The organism is Azospirillum sp. TSO35-2 (genome assembly GCF_003116095.1).
In the GTDB taxonomy this organism is placed as follows: domain Bacteria; phylum Pseudomonadota; class Alphaproteobacteria; order Azospirillales; family Azospirillaceae; genus Azospirillum.
This window is the reverse complement of the sequence record NZ_LGRA01000021.1, coordinates 1,630,197-1,652,714: the sequence shown is the minus strand read 5'-3', so window position 1 is coordinate 1,652,714 and position 22,518 is coordinate 1,630,197. Positions and strand designations below refer to the sequence as shown.

Sequence of the window (22,518 nt, the reverse complement as noted above, 5' to 3'; positions counted from 1 at the left end):
GCCGCGCAGGATAGGGCCGCGCGGCGGAAGACGAAAGACTTGCAGAAAAGCGGTTGGACGTTCAGCCCATCACGGCGCGGGTGGCGATGAACAGCACCGATGGGCCCATCAGGCAGCCGAGCCCGGTGTAGAAGGTCGCCGTCATTGCGCCGTATGGCACCAGCTTCGGATCGGTCGCCGCAAGGCCGCCGGCCACGCCGCTGGTGGTGCCCATCAGCCCGCCGAAGACCATGGCGGTGCGCGGGTTGTCCAGGCCGATCGACTTGGCGACGAAGGGCGTGCCGACCATCACCAGCACCGACTTGATCAGTCCTGCGGCGATGCTCAGCGCCATCACGTCGGAACTGGCGCCCAGCGCCGCCCCGGTGACCGGCCCGACGATGTAGGTGACGGCGCCGGCTCCGATGGTGGTCATGCTGACCGCGTCGGAATAGCCGAAGGCGAACGCCACCGCGGCGCCGATGACGAAGGACACCAGCACGCCGGCGAACAGCGCCACGACGCCGCTCAGCCCCGCTCGCCGGATCTCGCCGAAGCTGACGCCGAAGGCGGTCGAGACGATGGCGAAGTCGCGCAGCATGGCGCCGCCCATCAGGCCGATGCCGGACAGCAGCTGGATGTCGGCCAGCCCCTTGTGGCCGCCGGTGGCGACGCCACCGAGATAAGCCAGCAGCAGTCCAATGACGATGGCGATGGCGGAGCCGTGCAGCCGGCCGCGGGTCAGCCGCCTGGACAGCCAGTAGGACAGCCAGATGGTGGCGCCGACGACGGCGAAGGCGGTCACCAGACCGTTGCTGCTCAGAACCTTGGTGAGGGCGTCGATCATCGTGGTCATTCCCCGATCTTGGCGGCCAGGGCCTCGGACGAGGTCTGGGTGTTGTGGTCGGACGTCGCCGTGCGCGGCTGGCCGATGCGGGCGATCACCGGGACCAGGGCCACGCTGGCGATCACCGCCAGCAGTCCGGCCAGCACCGCGGCCGGCCCGCCCCTCACGGCGGCGACCACGTCCTGCTGCGCCGCCATGGCGACGACGACGGGGATGTACATGGCGCTCCAGAAGCCGATGCCCTGCTGCAGCCAGACATCCAGCCGGCCGCTCTTGCGCAGATGGTCGGAGGCGAAGATCAGCAGCAGCATGGCGATGCCGACGCCGCCGACGTTCGCCTTCACGCCGATGGCCATTCCCAGCAGGTCCCCGACGAACACGCCGATCAGCATGCAGGCTGACAGCAGAGCAACTCCGTAAACGACCATGGCCTCTTCTCCCGTGATGGTCAGCCCGCGAGGGGCGGCGTGGGACGCGGATCCATATTGTTCGCCACGCCGAATGTTTAATTGGTGTCGGTATACGCGTGCCCGGCAATATGGGCAATAATGTATTTTGTTGCGGGCTGAAAATCAGTGTCGTATACAAAAACAGCGTTGCAAGCGCCGGATCGGTACGGAGGGCGGCGCACCCATCCACGCGGCGCCCAGTGCGCCTGTCGACGCACCGCCTGTCATCGCTTTCGCGGCCCGCCATCGCTTTCAGGGAGGAACAGCATGTTCGAACCGTCTTGCGGCTTGCCCACGGGGCATCACGCCGCGATCCGTCGTCCGCCGCTCTCCCGAAGCCGGGGGGCGTGACGGCGATGCGCGACTGGAACAGCCAGGGCCGGAACCGCGAGGCCCGCCTTGCCCGCACCGCGTCCCTCGCCCGCGGCAAGCGGGTGCCGGCGGCCGACGCCCGCGCCTTGCTGGAAGCGGTGCTGGAGCCGGGCGACCGCGTCTGCCTGGAGGGCAACAACCAGAAGCAGGCCGATTTCCTGGCCTCGGCGCTGGCCTCGGTCGATCCGGCGAAGGTCCACGGCCTGCACATGGTGCAATCGGTGCTGGCGCTGCCCGAGCATCTCGACCTGTTCGAACGCGGGATTGCCACGAAGCTGGACTTCTCCTTCTCCGGCCCGCAGGGCGGACGGCTGGCCAAGCTGGTCGGCGACGGGAAAATCTCCATCGGCGCCATCCACACCTATCTGGAGCTGTTCGGCCGCTATTTCGTCGACCTGACGCCGCAGGTCAGCCTGGTGGCGGCGCAGGCGGCCGACGCCGACGGCAACCTCTACACCGGCCCCAACACCGAGGACACGCCGGTCATCGTCGAGGCGACCGCCTTCAAGCGCGGCATCGTCATCGCCCAGGTGAACGAGCTGGTCGACCACGTGCCGCGCGTCGACATCCCCGGCGGCTGGGTCGATTTCGTCATCCAGAGCCCGCGGCCCCACTTCATCGAACCGCTGTTCACCCGCGACCCGGCCCAGATCTCCGAGGTGCAGGTGCTGATGGCGATGATGGCCATCAAGGGCATCTACGCCGAGTACGAGGTCAACCGCCTGAACCACGGCATCGGCTTCGACACCGCCGCCATCGAGCTGCTGCTGCCGACCTACGCCGACAGCCTCGGCCTGAAGGGGAAGATCGGACGGCACTGGGCGCTGAACCCCCACCCGGCGCTGATCCCGGCGATCGAGGCCGGCTTCGTCGAGAGCGTGCATTCCTTCGGCTCCGAGTTGGGGATGGAGGACTACATCCGCGCCCGGCCCGACGTGTTCTTCACCGGGCCGGACGGCAGCCTGCGGTCCAACCGGGCGCTGTGCCAGGCGGCGGGGCATTACGCCTGCGACCTGTTCATCGGCTCGACCCTGCAGGTCGATCTGGCCGGCAACAGCTCCACCGCCACGCTGGGCCGCATCGCCGGCTTCGGCGGCGCGCCGAACATGGGGGCGGACGCCCGCGGCCGCCGCCACGCCAGCCCTAGCTGGCTGAAGGCCGGCCGCGAGGCGGGGGAGGGGCGCAACACCATCCCGCGCGGCCGCAAGCTGGTGGTGCAGATGGTCGAGACCTTCCGCGAGCATATGCAGCCGGCCTTCGTCGAGCGGCTGGACGCCTGGGAACTGGCGGAGAGCGCCGGGATGGAGCTGCCGCCGGTGATGATCTACGGCGACGACGTCAGCCACATCCTGACGGAGGAGGGCATCGCCAACCTGCTGCTCTGCCGCACGGATGAGGAGCGTGAACAGGCGATCCGCGGCGTCGCCGGCTACACCCCCGTCGGGCTGAAGCGCGACCGGCGGATGGTGGAGAACCTGCGCGACCGCGGCGTCATCCGCCGGCCGGAGGATCTGGGCATCGACAAGCGGCTGGCGACGCGCGATCTGCTGGCCGCGCGGTCGATCAAGGATCTGGTGCGCGCGTCGGGTGGGCTCTACGACCCGCCCAAGCGCTTCCGCAACTGGTGAACCGGTGAGGCCCGACCCATGGAATCCCTGAGCTTCGAATACCGCGGCGGCCGTCCGCTGCCCTCCGCACCGCCGGTGACGCTGGTCGGCGTCGTCGGCTCCGGCAATCTGGAGGTGATGGTGGAGCCGGCCGACCTCGGCGGTGTCTGCCGGATCGAGGTGCTGACCGCGGCGGTCGGCTTCGGCCCGATCTGGCAGGCGGTGATGGACGACGTCTTCGCCCGCCACCCGGTCGCCGACGTCCGCATCTCCATCAACGACGTCGGCGCCACCCCGGCCGTGGTCAGCCTGCGCCTGGACCAGGCGCTCGACGCCTTCACCGGAGGCCAGCCATGACCGACGCCGCCACGCACAGCTATTACGAGGACAGCGCCCGCGAACGGCTGCTCGGCCTGCTCGACCCCGGCAGCTTCCGCGAAATCCTGCCGCCGTCCGAACGGGTGGTCAGCCCGCACCTGCGCCGGCTCGACACCCCGGCCGCCTTCGACGACGGCGTCGTCGTCGGCAAGGCTACGCTCGGCGGCCGGCCGGTGCTGGTCGCCGCGCAGGAGGGCGGCTTCATGGGCGGCGCGGTCGGCGAGGTGCATGGCGCCAAGCTGACCGGCCTGCTGGAGCGCGCGCTGGACGAGCGGCCGGCCGGCGTGCTGCTGCTGGTCGAATCCGGCGGCGTCCGCCTGCACGAGGCCAACGCCGGCCTGATCGCGGTGTCGGAGGTGATGCGCGCGGTGCTGGCGGTGCGCGCCGCCGGCATCCCGGTGATCGTGCTGGACGGCGGCCAGTTCGGCTGCTTCGGCGGCATGGGCATCGTCAGCCGCCTGTGCGACGCCGTGGTGATGAGCGAGGAGGGCCGGCTCGGCCTGTCCGGCCCCGAGGTGATCGAGACCACCATGGGCGTCGAGGAGTTCGACAGCCGTGACCGTGCCCTGGTCTGGCGCACCGTCGGCGGCAAGCACCGCTATCTGCTGGGCGAGGCGGCGGTCCTGGTCGAGGACGACATCGCCGCCTTCCGCGCCGCCGCCCTGGCCCTGCTGGACCACGCCCCCGACCTGTCGCTCGCCGCGCTGGAGGCGGAGCACGCGGCGCTGGGCGGGCGGCTTGAGCGGTTCGGCGACTGCCGCGACGCGCTCGACATCTGGGCGCGGCTGGGCATCGCCGAGCCGGAGCGGCTGCCGATCCTCGACACGCCCACCTTCCTCGCCACCGTCACTGACAAGCGAGCCTGAGCCATGGACGCCCAAACCCTGTTGAAGCGCCTGTTCCCGGACGGTCACGACGTCGCGTTCGCCGGCGACTGTTTCTCCGGCACCGGCCGCTGCTGCGGCAACGACGTCGCGGTGGTCGGCACCATCGACAACGCGCCGATCGGCATCGAGCTGGCCTACCGAATGGCCGGCGCGGTGCTGGATGTGGTGCGCCGCCATCCCGGCCGGCCGATCCTGCTGCTGGTTGACACCCAGGGCCAGCGGCTGAGCCACCGCGACGAGCTGCTGGGCATCAACGGCTACATGGCGCACCTCGCCAAATGCCTGGACCTCGCCCGGCGCAACGGGCACCGGGTGCTGGGGCTGGTCTATGGGCAGGCGGTCAGCGGCGGCTTCCTCGCCAGCAGCATGCTGGCCGACCGCTGCTACGCCCTGCCCGACGCGGAAATCCGGGTGATGAACCTGCCGGCGATGGCGCGCGTCACCAAGATCCCGCTGGAACGGCTGACGGAACTGAGCGCCAGCTCGCCGGTCTTCGCGCCGGGGGTGGACAATTACCTGCGGATGGGCGCCATCGCCGCGCTGTGGGACGGGGACCTCGCCGGCCAGCTGGCCGAGGCGCTGGCCGCGCCGCTCGACGGTGACGAGCGCCGGGCGCTGGGCGAGGAACGCCGGGGCCGGACGCTGGCTCGCCAAGTGGCCGACCGGGTCCGGCGCGATGCCGTCGCCTGAGGTCGCGGCGAGGCATGGCTGGGTCCGGCTCGGCCCAGGCTGGGCGGATCACCTTCGCTCGCCCCTGGCCGAGGCGGAGCGCGGCATGATCGAGGACTGGCGGACACAGGGCCGTCCGCTGGTCGTCGCCCGCCGCCAGCCGGCGGACGATCCGGGCACGCAGAGGCTCGGCCTCGCCACGCCGGACAAGCGGCGGATCGGCGTCCATCTCGCGACCGCCGCCATCCGTGAGCCATCCGGCCCGCTGGCGCTGGCCGACGCGCTGTCGTCGGCGCCCGCGCCCTGGCGCTCGCGGCTGGAGGCGGTGGTGCGGCGGGCCGACGCGCTCGGCGTCACGGCCGGGGTCTTCGGCTCGCTGGCGTGGCAGCATCGGACCGGCCTGCCCTATGTCCGCCCCGATTCCGACCTCGACCTGCTGTTCGCCCCGCGCCGTTGGTCGGTGGTGGAGGGGTTGCTCGACGCGCTGATCGGGCTGGACGGCGAGGAGGCCCCACGGCTGGACGGCGAGATCCAATTGCCGGACGGCAGCGCCGTCGCGTGGCGGGAGCTGGCGGCGCGTCCGGCCAAACTGCTGGTCAAGGGCTGCGCCGACGTCACCCTGCGCGACACCCGCGCCGTCATCGCCCTGTTCCCGCCGGAGTGACCGCCATGAACCGCTCCCTCGCCCGCGCTCGGGCCGATGCGCCCGTTCCCGCCGCCGCCCCGATCGGCCGCGACGCCGTGCGGGCCCTCTACGCCGAGCTGGCGCTGCATCCCAAGCCCGGTCTGGTCAGCCCGCTCGACAGTGGCAGCCACGACGACATGGACATGACGACCTTCATGCGCAGCCTGTTCGCGCTGCGCGGCTATTTCCGCGACATCGCCGCCGCCGGTGCGGCCGGCGCCGATTTCGCCGCGTTGCAGGCGCTGGGCATCACGGCGGAGCGGCGGATGCTGGCGGCCACCGGCGGCGTCAACACCCACCGCGGCGCGGTCTTCGCGCTCGGCCTGCTCACCGCCGCCGCTGGCTGGCGAGCGCGCAGCGGCAAGGCGGCGACCGGCCGGGCGCTGGGCGACACGGTGGCGGAGCGGTGGGGGGCTGGCATCCTCGCCGCGGCGCCGCCCTCGGCCGACAGCCACGGTGCCCGCGCCGTCCGAAGCTATGGCGTCCGCGGCGCCCGGCAGGAAGCGGCGGCGGGCTTTCCGACGCTGTTCTCCGTCGCGCTGCCGACGCTGGAGCGCACGCTCGACCGGCTGGGCTGCGCCGAGCGGGCGATGGTGCAGACGCTGTTCGCCGCGATGGCCCGGCTGCAGGACACCAACCTGCTGCACCGCGGCGGGGCGGACGGGCTTGCCTTCGTGCAGGGCGAAGCGCAACGCTTCCTCGATCGCGGCGGCGTCTTCCGGCCGGGCTGGCGCGGTGAGGCGCTGGACCTCCACCACGCCTGCGTCGCCCGCCGCCTGTCACCCGGCGGCAGCGCCGACCTGCTGGCGGCGGCGTGGTTTGTCCATTCCCGCCGCTGACCGTTGGGGCTGACCGGAGGAACTGATGGCGCTCGGCATTCTCTGTCCCGGCCAGGGCGCGCAGGCGCCCGGCATGCTGGACATCCTGCGCGGCGAGCCGGCGGCCCAGGCGGTGCTGGACGCCGCTGCGCCGCGGCTCGGCGCCGACCCCCGGGCGCTGGCGGCCGGGCCACTGGAGGCGATGCAGGGCAACGCCGTCGCCCAACCCCTGCTGTGCGCGGTGCAGGCGGCGACCTGGGCGGCGCTGCGGCCGCGCCTGCCGCCGGTCCGCGCGGTCGCCGGCTACAGCCTGGGTGAACTGGCCGCCTATGGCTGCGCCGACGCGCTCGACACCGACGAGCTGCTGGAACTGGCATGCCGGCGGGCCGCGGCGATGGACGAGGCCGGCGCGGTGCCGGGCGGCCTGCTCGCCGTGCGCGGACTCGACCGGACGCGGCTGGCGGCGCTGTGCCGGGACCATGGCGTCGCCATCGCCATCGTCAACGACCTCGACCGCATCGTCGTCGGCGGGTTGCGGGACGCGCTGGCGGCGTTCGAGCTCGCGGCCGTCGCGGTGGGGGCGGCGGTGACGCCGCTGCCGGTGACCGTCGCCTCCCACACGCCGCTGATGGCGCCGGCCGCCGCGGCGTTCGGGCGGGTGCTGGCGGCCAGCGGCCTGCGTGCGCCGCTGGTGCCAGTGCTGGCGGGGATCGACGGCACGCCGGTGCGCAGCCGCGACCGCGCCATCGCTACGCTGGCCCGGCAGATCGCCGAACCGGTGGAGTGGGCGGCCTGCGTCGACGGGCTGGTGGAGATGGGCTGCACGCTGCTGCTCGAACTCGGCCCCGGCAACGCGCTGTCCCGCATGGTCCGCGACCGTTACCCCGAGCTGGCCGTGCGCGCCGTCGCCGATTTCCGCTCGCTGGACGGCGTGGCCGGCTGGGTGGAGCGCAACGCGGGCTGAGCGGTGACGGTGCCGGTTTAATCTGCATCAATGCATGCCGGCAGCGTCGGCGTCATGCTGCCGGACTTGCCGCGGCGTGCCCGGCCAAAAAATGCCCGATCGTCGCCAGCGGCCACCACAAAGATTGGGAGGACGCCAATGGTCATGATGAAAGCGGCGGTCTTCGTCGAACCCGGCCGCATCGTGCTGGACGACAAGCCGATCCCCGACGTCGGTCCGCTCGACGCGCTGCTGCGGGTCACCACGACGACGATCTGCGGCACCGACATCCACATTCTGAAGGGCGAATACCCGGTGCGCCGCGGCCTGACCATCGGGCATGAGCCGGTCGGCATCATCGAGAAGCTGGGTTCGGCCGTCACCGGCTACCGGGAAGGCCAGCGCGTCATCGCCGGCGCGATCACCCCGAGCGGCCACAGCCATGCCTGTCTGGCCGGCTGCCATTCCCAGGACGGCGTCGGCACCGCCCATGGCTGGAAGCCGATGGGCGGCTGGAAGTTCGGCAACAGCATCGACGGCTGCCAAGCCGAATACCTTCTGGTGCCCGACGCCATGGCCAACCTCGCCCCGGTCCCCGACGGGCTGTCGGACGAGGAGGTGCTGATGTGCCCCGACATCATGTCGACCGGCTTCGCCGGGGCGGAGCGCGGCAACATCCGCATCGGCGACACCGTCGCGGTGTTCGCCCAGGGACCGATCGGCCTGTGCGCCACCGCAGGCGCGAAGCTGAAGGGAGCGACCACCATCATCGGCGTCGACACCGTGCCGGCGCGGCTGGAGATGGCGCGGCGGATGGGCGCCGACCATGTCGTCGACTTCCACAGCGTCGACCCGGTGGAGGAGATCATGCGGCTGACCGGCGGTCGCGGTGTCGATGTCGCCATCGAGGCGCTGGGCACCCAGGCGACCTTCGAGGCGGCGTTGCGGGTGCTGCGACCGGGCGGGACGCTGTCCAGCCTGGGCGTCTATTCCGGCGACCTGCGCATCCCGCTCGGCCCCTTCGCCGCCGGGTTGGGCGACCACAGCATCGTGACCTCGCTGTGTCCGGGCGGCAAGGAGCGGATGCGGCGCCTGATGGCGGTCGTCGCCTCCAGCCGTGTCGACCTGAAGCCGCTGGTCACCCACCGCTTCACGCTGGACCAGATCGAGACCGCCTACGAGCTGTTCGGGCACCAGCGCGACGGCGTTCTGAAGGTCGCGATCACGCCGTTCTGACCAGCGAAAAACCCGGGGCGCCATGGCGGCGCCCCGGGCTCTCGTCCCATTTGTCGCCTGCCGGCCGTTACTTGGCCAGATCGACCGCTTCCGCCAGACGCTTGACCGCGTCCTGCGAGGTCATGCCGGAGTTGAAGTAGGCGGTGACGACGTCCAGGAAGGCGCCGCGCACGGCGCCGGGCACCGCCATCTCGTGCGCCATCGACGGGACCACGCTGTTGGAGTCCACCGCCGCCTTCAGGTCGTCCATCGACTTGACGGCGCATTCGTCGAAGCTGTCGCGCGCCATGTCCTGGCGGGCGGGGATCGAGCCCTTCAGCACGTTGAAGGTCTCCTGGAACTTCTTGCCCAGGATCAGCTTGGCCAGCAGCTTCTGGCCGGCGCCGCGGTCGGCGTTGGCCGAGGTGAACATGACGAAGCTGTCGGCGTTGACGGTGTAGCCGGACTGGCCGGGCAGGTTGGCGCAGACAAAGTCCTTGCCCGGCACCTTGCCGGCGGCGGTCAGCTCGCCCTTTTCCCAGTCGCCCATGATCTGCATCGCGGCCTGGCCGTTCATCAGCATGGCGGCGGCGCGGTTCCACTCGCGGCCGGCGAATCCCTCGTCGACATAGCCGCGCATCTTGCGCAGCTGGTCGAACACCTTGACCATGGTGTCGCTGGTCAGCGCCTTGGGATCCAGCTCGACCAGGGCCTTCTTGTAGAAATCGGCGCCGCCCATGCCGAGAACGATGCCCTCGAACAGGCCGGCCTCCTGCCAGGGCTGGCCGCCATGGGCCAGCGGGACGATGCCGGCGGCCTTCAGCTTCTCCGCCGCGGCGTTGAACTCGTCCCAGGTCTTGGGAATGGCGACGCCGGCCTTCTGCATGACCTGCGGGTTGACCCACAGCCAGTTCACCCGGTGGATGTTCACCGGAACCGCGTAGTAATGGCCCTTGTAGGTGACGACGTCACGGATCATCGCCGGCAGGATGGCGTCCCAGTTCTCCGCCTTGGCGACCTCGTCCAGCGGCGCCAGCTTGCCCTGCGCCGCCCATTCCTTGATGTTCGGGCCCTTCAACTGCACGGCGTTCGGCGGGTCGCCGGCCAGCACGCGGGAGCGCAGCACGGTGCTGGCCGCGTCGCCGCCGCCACCGGCCACCGGCGCGTCGATCCACTTGCCGCCCGCCGCCTCGAAATCCTGGCGCAGCGCGCCGGCGGCCTTCGATTCACCGCCCGAGGTCCAGTAGTGCAGCACCTCGACCGTCGGTTCGGCCTTGGCCGGCGTGACCGTCAGGCCGCAGCCCAGCACGGTGGCGAGCGCGGTCATCGACAGGACGGAGCAGGCGGCGGCGGGTTTGCGCAGGTTCGGCATTTTGGACGTTTCCCCCATGACCATGTTCGTTGTGACCCTGTTCGTTCGCCGCCCGTGATCCGGATGTGAGACGCCGGGCGGCGGCTTGCGGCGAACTGTATCGTGCACGCAATTCGTCGCGCGGAATATTTGGTAACAACGCCTTTTCACCGCCGCGCCGCCGTTACACAAGCGTTACAAACCGGCGGCCCGCCGGGCTGTACCGGACCCGGTGCGGACGGCTACACTCGCTGGAATGGCGGATGGCCAGACGGCGGATGTGGGACGGACCGGCATGGAGCGCGCGCGGCATCTTCTGATCGTGGACGACGACCCCGAGATCCGGGACATGCTCCACGACTTCCTGGTCCGGAGCGGCTTCCGGGTTTCCACCGCCGGGGACGGGCGCGAGATGGCGCGGGTGCTGGCGCAATGGCCGGTCGACCTGATCGTCCTCGACGTCATGCTGCCGGGGGAGGACGGCACCAGCCTGTGCCGGTCGTTGCGCGCCCGGTCCGAAACGCCGGTCATCATGCTGACCGCCATGGGCGGCGAGGTCGACCGCATCGTCGGGCTGGAGGTCGGCGCCGACGACTATCTGGTCAAGCCCTTCAGCGCGCGGGAACTGCTGGCCCGCATCCGCGCCATCCTGCGCCGCTGCGGTGGCGCCGAGCCGCCGCGCGAACGGCCGCGGGTTCTGGGTTTCGCCGGCTGGTCGCTCGACCAGGGCCGGCGCGAGCTGCGCACCCCCGACAAGGTGGTCGTGCATCTGAGCCAGGGCGAATACGCGCTGCTCGGCACGCTGCTCGACCGGGCGCCGCAGGTGGTGGAGCGGACGGAGCTGCTGGAAAAACACCGCGGCGACACCTCCATCCCCTTCGACCGCAGCATCGATATCCAGGTCAGCCGCCTGCGCCGCAAGCTGGAGGAGGGGCCGGGCGGCACCGCGCTGATCAAGACCGTGCGCGGCATCGGCTATCAGTTCACCGCGACGGTGGAGGATCTGGGGGAATCGGTCGCCGCCGGGGGTGGCCGTGGCATCTAGACGCGGAATCTAGGCGTGGAATTTAACCTCCCGGCGCGGCTGCGCACCGCCCGGCTGCGCCACCGCATCCTGCTGGCGATGGTGGCGCTGCTGGCGCTGACCCATGGCGGCGCGCTGGTCGGCATGCGGCTGCTCGACGACCGCGCGCGGGAGCTGCTGACCGCCCACCGGCTGGGCCCGGCCATGGCCGCGGCGGTGGAGGCGGCGGAGCGCGCGATGCAGGACGGCGTCGCCGCCGGCCCGGCGCTGGCGCTGAACGACCTGCCTGACCTGACGGTGTCCTGGCAGCCGCCCGGCACCCCGACGCCGCCGGCTGGCTGGGGGCTGGCCGGCGTGCCCGACACGCCCCGCGCGGTCTTCGTCGCCGGCGGCCGCGGCATGCCGGACCCCCACGCAGCGCCGGCCGCCACCCTGGCCCAGGCGCTGTCGCTGGTGGCGGAGGATGTCGCCGGGCGGCTGCGCGACGCGCGGGTCTATGTGCAGCTTGGCAACGGCGACTGGCTGGAGTTCGCCAGCCCGCGCTTCTGGCGGGCGCGCAACACGCCGTTCGAGATGGTGCTGGCCGGTCTGGCCGCCTTTGGACTGGCGGTGGCGTTGCTGCTGTGGCTGCCCGGCCGGCTGGTCCGCCCGCTGGAGGCGCTGGCCGAGCAGGCGACCCGTCCGCACGACCGCCTCCACCCCCGCCCGCTGCCGGAGGACGGGCCGGAGGAGGTCGCGGCGCTGGCCCGCGCCTTCAACCAGACCCGCAACGCGCTCCGCGACATGATGGAGGGGCGGACCCACCTGCTGGCGGCGATCAGCCACGACCTGCGCACCCCGGCCACCCGCCTGCGCCTGCGCGCCGAGTATGTCGACGACGAGACGCTGCGCGGCAAGATGATGGCTGACATCGACGAGATGGCGGCGATGGTGACCGCGACGCTGGAGTTCCTGGGCGACGACGTACTGCGCGAGCAGGTCGAGCAGGTCGAGCTGGTCGCCTTCGCCAGCCTGCTGCAGAGCCTGTGCGACGACTATGCCGACACCGGTGCCCCGGTGGTCTACCAGGAACCGCCGCCGCTGCAGTTCGCCGCCGTGCGCACCATCTTCGGCGGCGGCGAGCGCAGCGACCGTTTCGACCAGCCGCGCCAATTGCGGCTGGCCGGCCGGCCGTCGAGCCTGCGCCGCGCCTTCGCCAACCTGATCGACAACGCCATCAAATACGGCCAGCGCGCCACCGTCTCGGTCGACGCCGACGCGGTCGAGATCATCGTCGACGTCTGCGACGAGGGGCCGGGCATCCCGGAGGCCGAACTGGGGAACGTCTTCAAGCCCTTCGTCCGGCTGGAAGGCTCCCGCAACCGCAAGACCGGCGGCAGCGGCCTCGGCCTGTCGATCGTCAAGTCGATCATCGAGGCCCACCAGGGCCGGATCGAGCTGACCAACCGGGCGAGCGGTGGCCTGCGGGTGCGGGTGATCCTGCCGCGGATGCTGTGAGAGACGAGGGGCACCTGCGGAAAAAACCCCCTCTCTCCCTGGGGGAGGAGGGGGGTTCAACCGCCAAAGTCAGTCTCCGTTCAAATCCGCTGTTCGGTCTGCGGGTCGAACAGGTTGGCGCGGGCCATGTCGATCATGAAGTCGGCGGACTGGCCCTCCACCGGCATGTCGCTCGGCTTGATGCGGGCGACGACCTCCTGGCCGCTCATCTCGATGTAGGTGATGGTGTCGGCGCCGGTCGGCTCCAGGACATTCACGCGGCAGTCGACCTTGACCAGCGCCGGGTTGCCGGCGGCGACGCTCGGGTCGTGGCAGGTGATGGCTTCCGGCCGGATGCCGAGGATCACGTCGCGGCCGAGCCAGCGGCCGGCGTCGGCCGGCGCCTCGTGCAGCGGCAGGAAGCGGCCCGGCCCGCCGCCATCGCGGCGCAGGGCGATCCCCAGCCGGTCGCCTTCGGCCGACAGCGTGCCGCGCACGAAGTTCATGGTGGGGGAGCCGATGAAGCTCGCCACATACATGTTGGCCGGCCGCTCGTAGACCTCCTGCGGCGGGGCGAACTGCTGGACGACGCCCTCCTTCATGATGGCGATGCGGCTGGCCAGGGTCATCGCCTCGATCTGGTCGTGGGTGACGTAGACCACGGTGGTGCCCAGCCGCTGGTGCAGCTTCTTGATCTCGGTGCGCATGTCGACGCGCAGCTTGGCGTCCAGGTTGGACAGCGGCTCGTCGAACAGGAACACCTTGGGGTCGCGGACCAGGGCGCGGCCCATCGCGACGCGCTGGCGCTGGCCGCCCGACAGTTGCGCCGGCTTGCGGTCCAGCAGATGCTCGATCTGCAGCAGCTTGGCGACGCGGCGGATGGCGGTCTCGCGGTCGGGCTTGGACTGGCCGCGCATCTCCAGCGAGAAGCCGATGTTCCGCGCCACCGTCATGTTGGGGTAGAGCGCGTAGGACTGGAACACCATGGCGATGTCGCGGTCCTTGGGGTGGACCCCGTTGATGACGCGCTGGTCGATGCGGATCTCGCCGGCGCTGATCGTCTCAAGACCGGCGATCATGTTGAGCAGGGTCGATTTCCCGCAGCCGGACGGCCCGAGCAGGACCAGGAATTCGCCGTCCGACAGGCTGAGGTCGATGCCCTTCAGGACCTCGACGCTGCCATACTGCTTGCGGACGTTGTTGATGCTGAGCGTTGCCATCGGATGTCACCCCTTGACCGAGCCGGCGGTCAAACCGCGGATGAAGTATTTCCCGGCGAGCATGTAGACGACGAGGGTGGGCAGGCCGGCGATCATCGCCGCCGCCATGTCGACGTTGTACTGCTTCACGCCGGTGGTGGTGTTGACGAGGTTGTTCAGCGCGACCGTCACCGGCTGGGCACCGCCCGCCGCGAAGGACGCCCCGAAGAGGAAGTCGTTCCAGATCTGGGTGAACTGCCAGATGATCGTCACCACCAGGATCGGCAGCGACAGCGGCAGCATGATCTTGGTGAAGATCTGGAAGAAACCGGCGCCGTCGATGGTCGCGGCCTTCACCAGATCGTCGGGGATGCTGACGTAGTAATTGCGGAAGAACAGCGTGGTGAAGGCCAGGCCATAGACGGCGTGGACCAGGATCAGCCCGCCCGCCGTGCCGGCCAGCCCGAGGACGCCCAGCGTCTGCGCCATCGGCAGCAGGATCACCTGCGACGGCAGGAAGCTGCCGAACAGGATCATCGCGAAGACGATGTTGGCGCCGCGGAAGCGCCATTTGGTCAGCGCGTAGCCGTTCAGCGCCCCCATCAGCGTGGAGATGACGACGGCCGGCACGACGATGATGACGGAGTTCAGGAAATAGGGCGCCATCCCCCGGCAGTCGGCACCGATGCAGGCGCGGTTCCAGGCGTAGCTCCAGGCGTCCAGGCTGAGGTCGCGCGGCAGCGACAGCAGCGATCCGGTGCGGATCTCCTCCGGGCTCTTGAAGGAGGTGGCGACCATCAGCAGCAGCGGCAGCAGGTAATAGGCCGCGAACAGCAGAAGGATCAGGTACAGGCCCCAGCGGGCGATGCGCGGCCCCAGCCCTTCGGCGGGCGGCAGCGCGGAGGTCAGGCTAGACACGCTTGCCTCCCTTCAGTTCGGAATAGAGGTAGGGCACGATGATCGCGACCACGGTGGCCAGCATCATCAGCGCGCTGGCCGATCCGATGGCGATCTGGTTGCGGCGGAAGGTCATCTCGTACATGAAGGTCGCCGGCAGGTCCGAGGCGTAGCCGGGACCGCCGCCGGTCAGCGCCACCACCAGGTCGTAGCTCTTGACCGCCAGATGGGCGAGGATGACGAAGGCGCTCATGAACACCGGCCGGACCGACGGCAGGACGATGCCCCAATAGATGCGCGGCAGGCTGGCGCCGTCGAGATAGGCGGCCTTGATGATCTCCTGGTCCACCCCGCGCAGCGCCGCCAGGAACAGCGCCATGACGAAGCCGGAGCTTTGCCACACCGCGGCGATCACCAGCGTGTAGACGGCGGTGTCCTGCTGGACGATCCAGTCGAAGGTGAAGGTCGGGAAGCCGAGGCCGCGCACGAATTCCTGGATGCCGATGGTCGGGTTCAGGATCCATTTCCAGGCGGTGCCGGTGACGATGAAGCTGAGCGCCATCGGGTAGAGGTAGATGGTGCGCAGCACCCCTTCGCCGCGGATGCGCTGGTCAAGCAGCACCGCCAGCACGATGCCGACGACGAGGCTGATGCCGATGAACAGCCCGCCGAAGATCAGCAGATTCTCGATGGCGACGTACCAGCGCTCGATCCGCCACAGCTTGGTAAAGGCGTCGGTTCCGACCAGCTCGTAGGACGGCAGCATCCTGGAGTTGGTGAAGCTGATATAGGCCGTCCACAGGATGAAGCCGTAGACGAACAGCAGGATCGCCGCGAAGGACGGGGCGACCACCAGCTTGGACAGGTGGCGCTGCGCCAGGGCGCGCAGCCCGGTGGTGGCGGGTGGGGCGGCGTCGCGGTCCGGCGCCTCCCCGGCCGCCGGCCGGTAGGGTGGGTTCTCCAGGGTCATGGTGCGATCCTCCCCGGGGTTGCGGCCGGGAATCGGGCCGGGAGGGAGGAGGGGGCCGGAGCCGGGAATCGGCCGGTCATCGAGCGATGCCATGGGCACGCTCCGCCGTCCGATGCGTCCGGATGGGCTCCACAGGAAGACGCGGGTCGCGCATGTCGGTTCCCTCCCGTGACGGGTTGCCGTTGGACCGTCGGTCGCAAGGCCGCGGTCGTTTGCTTGGCGGGCACTGTACGCGACCGATGATCGACGGGGCGGACAATTTGGTAACGCGGCGCTTTCGCGGCCGGCGCGTTGTTACGCAAGCGTTACACGAGATGCGGCTCGTCCCGCGGGGCGGGCGGATTATGGTCGGTGCCAAGCGACGAGCACCGTTCGGCCCGAAAGAAACGTTCAGGGAGCCCCCATCATGACCGCGCGCCTTCGTGTCTTCCGCGATGTCCAGGATCTTGCCGAAACGCTGGCCGACGAGGCGGCGGCGCTGCTGACCGCCGCCATCGCGGCGCGTGGGCGCGCCACCATGGCCCTGCCGGGTGGGCGGACGCCGACGCCCTTCCTGAACGCGCTTGGCCGGCGCGAGGTCGCCTGGGACAAGGTGACGGCGACGCTGGTCGATGACCGCTGGCTGCCGGCCGACAACCCGGACAGCAACGCCCACACCCTGCGCGCCACGCTGTTGGCGGCGGCACCGGCCATCCGCTTCATTCCGCTCCACACCGGCGCCGCCACCCCGGAGGAGGGGGAGGCCGCCTGCGCCGAGGCGTTGCGCGCGCTGGACGGGCCGTTCGACCTGATGGTGACCGGCATGGGGGAGGACGGGCACGTCGCCTCGCTGTTCCCCGACGCGCCGGGCCTTGCCGCGGCGTGGGAGGGGACGGCGCCCTGCCGGGCCATCCGCTCCCCCACCGCGCCGCATCCACGCATGACGTTGACCCTGCCGCGCCTGCTCGACAGCCGGCGGATCGTCGTGCTGATCACCGGCGGCGCCAAGCGCGCGGTTCTGGAACAGGCGCGCGCCGACGGGCCGGACTCGGCGCTGCCGGTGCGGGCGCTGCTGCGCCGGGGCGGGGCGAATGCCGCCGTCTGCTGGGCGCCGTGACCCATACGTCTCCGATTCAGGATATTTGCGATGACCGAGAATGCCTGGCCGGCGCTGGTCGCCGACATCGGCGGCACCAACGCGCGCTTCGCCCTGGTCGCCGGGCCGGGGGCGGAGCCGTCCGCCATCCACAGCCTGCCCGCCGCCGATCACCCCAACCTGCCGGACGCCATCGTCGCCTATCTGGAGCGCACCGGCGCCCGGCCGCGGTCGGCCTGCATCGCGGTCGCCGGGCCGACGGTGGGCGACCGCATCCTGCTGTCCAACCGCAGCTGGGACTTCTCTGTCCGCGCGGTGGCGGAGCGCTTCGGCCTGTCGCCGCTGCTGCTGATCAACGATTGCGAGGCGCTGGCCCTGTCGCTGCCGCGGTTGCGCCCGGACCAGCGGTTGCGGCTGGGCGCCGGCGATGCGATGGGCGAGCCCGGACGGCCGCTGGCGCTGATCGCCGCCGGGACCGGGATCGGCATGTCGGGGGTGCTGCCGGCCGGCGGCGGCTGGGTCGCGCTGTCGACGGAGGGCGGCCACGCCGACCTTGCCCCGGTGGATGATCTGGAAATCGAGCTGCTGCGCCGGGTGCGAGCCGAACGCGGCCGGGTTTCGGTGGAAAGCCTGCTGTGCGGCTCTGGGCTGGAGCGGCTGCACCGCGCCGTCGTCGGTTTGTTCGGTGATGGGGACGCGCCGTTGCCGGCGGCCGAGATCACCCGCCGTGCCGTCCGTGCCGGTCATGACGGGAGCGGCAGCGACGACCCGCTCGACCGCCTGTGCGCCCGCAGCCTGACCGTCTATTGCGGTCTGCTGGGCGGGGCGGCCGGCAACCTCGCCTTGACGCTGGGGGCCTGCGGCGGCGTGTTCGTCGGTGGCGGCATCCCGCCGCGCTTCGCCGAATTCCTCGCCGCCAGCCCCTTTCGCGCCCGTTTCGAAGCGAAGGGGCGGATGACATCCTATTTGCAGCCGGTGCCGACCTGGTTGATCCTGGCCGGCAATCCGGCGCTGAGCGGCGCCGCCGCACATTTGGAAAGCCGTTTGTCGGCGTGACGCGTGAGGAGTTCTGTCGATGAAGACACTGTCGGTCGGTCTGCTGGGCTTCGGGCTCGCCGGGTCGGTGTTCCACGCCCCGCTGATCCGCTGCGAACCGCGCCTGCGCCTGTCGGCGGTGGCGAGCTCGCGGGTGGACGACATCCGCCGCGCCGCACCGGAGGCCGCCGCGGTGGCCTCGCCGGACGCCATCATCGGTGATCCGACCATCGATCTGGTGGTGATCGCCACGCCCAACACCAGCCACGCCCCGTTGGCGCGCGCCGCCCTGCTGGCTGGCAAGCACGTCGTCATCGACAAGCCGATGGCCACCACCGCGGCCGAAGCCGACGAACTGATCGACCTTGCCAAGCGCCAGGGCCGGCTGCTGAGCGTCTTTCACAACCGGCGCTGGGACAACGACTTCCTGACCCTGCGCGCCTGCCTGGAAAACGGCGAGGTTGGGCGTCCCTATCACTACGAGGCGCATTTCGACCGCTTCCGCCCGCAGATCAAGCCGGGCTGGCGCGAGCAGGGCCTTGCCGGGTCGGGGGTGCTGTTCGACCTGGGCGCTCATCTGATCGACCAGGCGCTGACCCTGTTCGGCATGCCCGACCGCATCCTCGCCGACGTCGGTGCCCAGCGGCCCGGCGCGCTGGTCGACGACTGGTTCCACCTCGTGCTGGGCTATGGCCCGATGCGGGCGATCCTGCACTGCGGCACGGTGGTGTGCCGTCCGGGGCCGCGTTTCCAGCTTCACGGCGACGGCGGCAGTTTCCTGAAGCACGGCATGGACGGGCAGGAGGCGGCGTTGCGCGCCGGCCAGATTCCGGGTGGTCCCGACTGGGGCCTCGACGACCCGGCGCAACACGGCGTTCTGGCCAAGGCCGATGGCGGCGAGCGCCGGGTGGAGACGCTGGCCGGCGACTACCCCGCCTTCTACCGCGGGGTGGCTGCGGCCATCCTCGACGGCGCGCCGCTGCCGGTGACGCCGGAGTCCGCCCGCGACGTGCTGACCGTGCTGGAAACGGTGCGCAAGGCCGCGGGTGTCGCCGGCTGAGTCAATCCCGGCCGAGCGCGCCATCCATCCGGCAGCCCGGCCGGCGGTCGCCGTGCCCCGAACATTCTCCCCTGCGCGGCGGGCGGCAAAATTGCGGTTTTAGTGTTTGCGTCGCTGGAAACCTTACGCTATGTTCCGCCTCCACAGCGACGGACCCGTAGCTCAGCTGGATAGAGCGCTGCCCTCCGAAGGCAGAGGCCGATGGTTCGAATCCATTCGGGTCCGCCAATCTTTTCAATGGATTGGCAATATTTTGGCTTGAGGCGCTGTGCGCAACTTGCGTGCAACTCGCTCCGAGGAGCGTCCGCCGGCTGCCTGCGGTGAGCGCATCGCGGAGATTCCGCACGGCTCTCACTCCCCATAGAATGCCTTGCGCGACCGCGTGCCAGTGTACCCAATTCGAGCTCAGATGAGGCCAACGGCTGCCGCGAGTCGCATCCGCTCGTCTCCGGTCGGCTCCCACGACGCAAGCGCCGCCTGACCTTCCCCCGGCAGAAAGAACACTGGGTTAAGCGGCTCGAAGCTCGGCCTGGTCCGGGGTGATGTAGCCGAGTGCCGTCGCGGGCGATTGTAATACCTTTCGATGTAGGCGAACAGGTCCCTGCGAGCGGCGTCGCGCGTTGGATAGCGGGCGCCACAGACGAGTTCCGCTTTCAAACTGCCGAAGAAGCTTTCTATCGGGGCGTTGTTGCTGCGCTGTCCCTTCGGGTTCCCAGCAGTTGCCTTTGCGGCTCATCGATTGCACGATACCGTTGTTCATCAGTACTTTGCGGTAATCCCCAGCGGCGTATTGACGGCCGCGATCCGAGTGGTGCAGGAGGCCGGGCTGGGGCCGTTTGCCGCTGGATCGCCATGGTCAGGGCAGCCAGCGGCAGTTCCGTGCGCATGTGGATTCGGAGGAGGGTCAGGTTGCGTTTTACCCGATCTCCGCACGCCGGCAAGCTTTGCAACGGAGCCTTGCGGCGCGGTGGCTTGGCTAAGGGATTTGCTTCTAAGCTGATTAAGATCAAGCTGTCGATTGATCGGCAACCTTAAGATGCTGGATTAGTTGGCGAGCGCTGCCGGGCAGCGATGTCAGATCGCGCACGCACAAGAACAGCCGGCGCGTTGCCCAGGTTTCGGCCAGCGGAATCGCGCGGATGCGACCCGCGGTGATTTGATGCTCGATAGCCATCTGGGGCAGGATGCCAATGCCGAGATTTTCCTCGATCATCCGGCACATCCCGTCGAAGCTGCGGACCTGGATGCGCAGCTTGATCGAACAGCCCGTCTCCATGGACGCCCGCATGATGACGGCCAGAAGCGAGCTGTCTGGATGCGGGCCGATGAAGTCATAGCCCAGCGTCTCCATCAGCCGGACGGACGGGCGTTCAGCCAGTGGATGGCCGTCGGGAACGACGAGGACCAGATGGTCCACATGGTAGGGCAGCCGTTCCAGCCCTTCGGCCGTGGTGTTCTCCGTGATGATGCCGATGTCGGCGGACCGATCCGCCACCGCCCGCACGATCGCGGGGCCGACCTGCTCCTCCAAGTCGATCTTGACCATGGGGTAGCGCGTCAGGAAGCTGTTGAGTTCGTGGGGCAGAAACTCCGAGATCGCCGACGCGATGGCATGCATGCGCACATGCCCTTTCACTCCAACGGTGAAATCGCTCAGTTCCCCTTCCATGCGGGCCAGCGTCTGCAGCACCTGCCGGGAATAGTGCAGGAAGGTCTGGCCAGCCGGAGTCAGCGTGACGCCACGGGCATGCCGGCGAAGCAGGGCGATGCCGACGCTTGTTTCCAGATCGGCGATTCTCTTGCTCGCCGCTGACAGAACGATGTTCTCGCGCTCTGCCGCCCGCGTCAGATTGGCTTCTTCTCCAACGGCAACGAAGAGCCTGAGCGTGATCAGGTCGAAGCGCATGAACCTTCACCGTCCGTAATGCTTCGGCTTGTTTCGGCCAAATGGTCAGTCTGGTTTTCTCAGGTGCCGATATGACTGCCGAGCATCAGGGTCGGCTTCGTCGTTGTCAACGGCCTCCTCCCTCCCGTGGTCCCAGGCTTCGCGATTGACGAAGGCTCAGTTGGCGAAGCACCAATTGTCGGTATGCCGCACATTCCGTAGCTTCTGGAAACAAAGCCGTAGCGAAAACGGCACGCAATGCCGCCACAAGCAGCTTCACCGGCCCGGCGCTCCATGCCTGTGCCGTGACCCACCCGCGCGGCACCGCGGGGCCGAAAATAATGAGGGAGAAACGCCATGATGGCGGAGTGTGTACAAGAGTCGCCGCCTGAATCCTTTGGACGGCAGGTGGTGCGCAAGGTGACATGGCGGATCGTGCCCTTCACGTTCATGCTCTATGTGATCTCGTATCTGGACCGGGCGAACATCGGTTACGCCGCGTTGCAGATGAACCATGAACTGGCGCTGGGCGCCGAAGCCTTCGGCTTTGCCTCCGGCATCTTCTTCATCGGCTATTTCCTGTTCGAGGTGCCGAGCAACGTCATGCTCGCCCGCTATGGCGCGCGGGTGTGGATTGCCCGCATCCTGATCAGCTGGGGCATCGTGTCGGTGCTGACCGCCTTCGTGCAGACGGCCGAGCAGCTCTATGTCTTGCGTTTCCTGTTGGGCGTGGCAGAGGCCGGCTTCTTCCCCGGCATCATCGTCTATCTGACCCACTGGTTCCGCGCCAAGGAACAGGCAACGACCATAGCGCTGTTCACCGCGGCGATTCCGGTATCCTACCTGATGGGCGCGCCGCTCAGCACCTGGATGATGGACAACATCAACTGGCTGGGCCTCAGCGGCTGGCGCTGGATGATCATCCTGGAAGGCGGTCCAGCCATCCTGGGCGGCATCGCAACCTTCCTCTTCCTGGTCGACCGGCCAGAGCAGGCCGAATGGCTGGACGCGCGCGAGAAAGCGTGGCTGGTCCAGGAACTGGAAACCGACCGCAAGGCGCGGCCCAATGCCCGCCATCTCAGCACGCTGCGCACGATGCTGAACCCGAAGGTGCTGTTCCTGTCGCTGATCTACTTCGTCTATCAGACCGGCAGCCTGGGGATCGGCTATTGGATGCCGCAGATCATCAAGGGCTTCTCCGGCAGCCTGTCCAACACCGAGGTCGGGCTGATCGCCATGGTGCCCTACGCGCTGGCGACGGTCGGGATGATCGCCTGGTCACGCAATTCGGACCGGACCGGCGAGCGCCGGCTGCATTCGGCGCTTCCGCTGCTGCTGGCCGGTGCGGCCCTCGCCGTGGTGGGGGCGGTGGAGGCGCCGTGGCTCGCGATGGCGCTGATCAGTGCTGCGCTGACCGGTCTCTACGCCTTTAAGGCTCCATTCTGGGCGCTGCCGTCGCTGTTCCTATCCCGCTCGACCGCGGCGATGTCGATCGCCGTCATCAATTCGATCGGCAACCTCGGCGGCTTCGCCGGACCCTATGTGATCGGTCTGGTCAAGGGCTCCACCGGCAGCGCCACCGCCGGCCTGATCTTCCTCAGCGGCCTGCTGGTCGTCTCCTTCCTGATGACCGCCCTGATGCGCTTCGAAGAGCGCGCCTGATAGAGCACCGCGATCCTCGAGAGTGACCTTTTTTC

The 22,518-nt window shown here is 69.6% G+C and carries 21 protein-coding genes, 1 tRNA gene and 1 pseudogene; 15 read left to right on the top strand and 8 right to left on the bottom strand.

The features are described 5' to 3' along the window. Positions 1 to 61 precede the first annotated feature (61 nt). Both madM and madL read right to left on the bottom strand, forming a co-directional pair. The gene (gene madM, locus TSO352_RS23595; RefSeq protein ID WP_199231702.1) at positions 62 to 835 is read right to left on the bottom strand and encodes a malonate transporter subunit MadM; all 774 of its coding nucleotides are present in this window, start codon (positions 833 to 835) and stop codon (positions 62 to 64) included. Then, positions 832 to 1,254, bottom strand: a complete 423-nt coding sequence (gene madL / locus TSO352_RS23590; protein WP_109109607.1) for a malonate transporter subunit MadL — start codon at positions 1,252 to 1,254, stop codon at positions 832 to 834. The genes madM and madL overlap by 4 nt, the downstream gene beginning before the upstream one ends. Before the next feature lie 377 nt (positions 1,255 to 1,631). Between madL and mdcA the strand changes: the two genes are divergently transcribed. The 8 genes from mdcA to TSO352_RS23550 all read left to right on the top strand — a co-directional run bounded on the left by mdcA (position 1,632) and on the right by TSO352_RS23550 (position 8,870). Further along, entirely contained in the window at positions 1,632 to 3,275 is a 1,644-nt protein-coding gene (gene mdcA, locus TSO352_RS23585) for a malonate decarboxylase subunit alpha (RefSeq protein ID WP_109109606.1), read from the top strand. A gap of 18 nt (positions 3,276 to 3,293) precedes the next feature. After that, entirely contained in the window at positions 3,294 to 3,611 is a 318-nt protein-coding gene (mdcC, locus tag TSO352_RS23580; RefSeq protein ID WP_109109605.1) for a malonate decarboxylase acyl carrier protein, read from the top strand. Beyond that, positions 3,608 to 4,498: a biotin-independent malonate decarboxylase subunit beta gene (locus tag TSO352_RS23575; protein WP_109109604.1), complete on the top strand. Its 891-nt coding sequence runs from the start codon at positions 3,608 to 3,610 to the stop codon at positions 4,496 to 4,498. Before mdcC ends, TSO352_RS23575 begins: the two co-directional genes overlap by 4 nt. A 3-nt stretch (positions 4,499 to 4,501) precedes the next feature. Beyond that, on the top strand, positions 4,502 to 5,209 hold the full coding sequence (gene mdcE / locus TSO352_RS23570) for a biotin-independent malonate decarboxylase subunit gamma (RefSeq protein ID WP_109109603.1): 708 nt from the start codon (positions 4,502 to 4,504) through the stop codon (positions 5,207 to 5,209). Next, positions 5,196 to 5,852: a malonate decarboxylase holo-[acyl-carrier-protein] synthase gene (gene mdcG / locus TSO352_RS23565; RefSeq protein WP_109109602.1), complete on the top strand. Its 657-nt coding sequence runs from the start codon at positions 5,196 to 5,198 to the stop codon at positions 5,850 to 5,852. The genes mdcE and mdcG overlap by 14 nt, the downstream gene beginning before the upstream one ends. Positions 5,853 to 5,857: 5 nt before the next feature. Beyond that, positions 5,858 to 6,712, top strand: a complete 855-nt coding sequence (mdcB, locus tag TSO352_RS23560) for a triphosphoribosyl-dephospho-CoA synthase MdcB (RefSeq protein ID WP_109109601.1) — start codon at positions 5,858 to 5,860, stop codon at positions 6,710 to 6,712. 25 nt (positions 6,713 to 6,737) lie between these two features. Next, positions 6,738 to 7,655, top strand: a complete 918-nt coding sequence (locus TSO352_RS23555) for an acyltransferase domain-containing protein (RefSeq protein WP_109109600.1) — start codon at positions 6,738 to 6,740, stop codon at positions 7,653 to 7,655. Between the two features lie 138 nt (positions 7,656 to 7,793). Further along, complete coding sequence (locus TSO352_RS23550) at positions 7,794 to 8,870, top strand: NAD(P)-dependent alcohol dehydrogenase (RefSeq protein ID WP_109109599.1); 1,077 nt, start codon at positions 7,794 to 7,796, stop codon at positions 8,868 to 8,870. A 67-nt stretch (positions 8,871 to 8,937) separates the two neighbouring features. On the opposite strand, the gene TSO352_RS23545 is transcribed toward TSO352_RS23550, so the two are convergent. Then, complete coding sequence (locus TSO352_RS23545; RefSeq protein WP_109109598.1) at positions 8,938 to 10,221, bottom strand: ABC transporter substrate-binding protein; 1,284 nt, start codon at positions 10,219 to 10,221, stop codon at positions 8,938 to 8,940. 274 nt (positions 10,222 to 10,495) lie between these two features. On the opposite strand from TSO352_RS23545, the gene TSO352_RS23540 reads away from it, so the two are divergent. Continuing rightward, complete coding sequence (locus TSO352_RS23540; RefSeq protein ID WP_109110833.1) at positions 10,496 to 11,245, top strand: response regulator; 750 nt, start codon at positions 10,496 to 10,498, stop codon at positions 11,243 to 11,245. Between the two features lie 15 nt (positions 11,246 to 11,260). Beyond that, the gene (locus TSO352_RS23535; RefSeq protein ID WP_247872346.1) at positions 11,261 to 12,721 is read left to right on the top strand and encodes an ATP-binding protein; all 1,461 of its coding nucleotides are present in this window, start codon (positions 11,261 to 11,263) and stop codon (positions 12,719 to 12,721) included. Positions 12,722 to 12,801: 80 nt separating this feature from the next. Here TSO352_RS23535 and ugpC read toward each other — a convergent pair whose 3' ends face one another. Genes ugpC through TSO352_RS23520 form a run of 3 tightly spaced genes read right to left on the bottom strand, consistent with a single transcriptional unit; the run spans position 12,802 to position 15,859 of the window. Further along, entirely contained in the window at positions 12,802 to 13,920 is a 1,119-nt protein-coding gene (gene ugpC / locus TSO352_RS23530; protein WP_109109597.1) for a sn-glycerol-3-phosphate ABC transporter ATP-binding protein UgpC, read from the bottom strand. A gap of 6 nt (positions 13,921 to 13,926) precedes the next feature. Next, complete coding sequence (locus tag TSO352_RS23525; protein ID WP_247872523.1) at positions 13,927 to 14,808, bottom strand: carbohydrate ABC transporter permease; 882 nt, start codon at positions 14,806 to 14,808, stop codon at positions 13,927 to 13,929. 1 nt (position 14,809) lies between these two features. After that, positions 14,810 to 15,859 carry a sugar ABC transporter permease gene (locus TSO352_RS23520; protein ID WP_247872344.1) on the bottom strand — a complete coding sequence of 350 codons (1,050 nt, stop codon included), beginning with the start codon at positions 15,857 to 15,859 and terminating at the stop codon, positions 14,810 to 14,812. 313 nt (positions 15,860 to 16,172) lie between these two features. On the opposite strand from TSO352_RS23520, the gene pgl reads away from it, so the two are divergent. From pgl to TSO352_RS23500, 4 genes are all read left to right on the top strand, one after another. Next, positions 16,173 to 16,862: a 6-phosphogluconolactonase gene (gene pgl / locus TSO352_RS23515; protein ID WP_109109595.1), complete on the top strand. Its 690-nt coding sequence runs from the start codon at positions 16,173 to 16,175 to the stop codon at positions 16,860 to 16,862. 30 nt (positions 16,863 to 16,892) lie between these two features. Continuing rightward, on the top strand, positions 16,893 to 17,897 hold the full coding sequence (gene glk, locus TSO352_RS23510) for a glucokinase (protein ID WP_109109594.1): 1,005 nt from the start codon (positions 16,893 to 16,895) through the stop codon (positions 17,895 to 17,897). Between the two features lie 19 nt (positions 17,898 to 17,916). Then, positions 17,917 to 18,936, top strand: coding sequence for an oxidoreductase (locus TSO352_RS23505; protein WP_109109593.1), 1,020 nt, complete (start codon positions 17,917 to 17,919; stop codon positions 18,934 to 18,936). A gap of 151 nt (positions 18,937 to 19,087) precedes the next feature. Then, positions 19,088 to 19,164 (top strand) — tRNA-Arg (locus tag TSO352_RS23500). Between the two features lie 321 nt (positions 19,165 to 19,485). Here the strand turns inward: TSO352_RS23500 and TSO352_RS34095 are convergent. Together TSO352_RS34095 and TSO352_RS23490 are read right to left on the bottom strand one after the other, a co-directional pair. Beyond that, positions 19,486 to 19,799 (bottom strand): annotated as a pseudogene (locus TSO352_RS34095) (DDE-type integrase/transposase/recombinase); the annotation flags it as partial. Positions 19,800 to 19,942: 143 nt separating this feature from the next. Next, positions 19,943 to 20,842: a LysR substrate-binding domain-containing protein gene (locus tag TSO352_RS23490; RefSeq protein ID WP_109109591.1), complete on the bottom strand. Its 900-nt coding sequence runs from the start codon at positions 20,840 to 20,842 to the stop codon at positions 19,943 to 19,945. Positions 20,843 to 21,232: 390 nt separating this feature from the next. Between TSO352_RS23490 and TSO352_RS23485 the strand changes: the two genes are divergently transcribed. Beyond that, positions 21,233 to 22,483, top strand: a complete 1,251-nt coding sequence (locus TSO352_RS23485; RefSeq protein WP_211100392.1) for an MFS transporter — start codon at positions 21,233 to 21,235, stop codon at positions 22,481 to 22,483. Positions 22,484 to 22,518 lie beyond the last annotated feature (35 nt).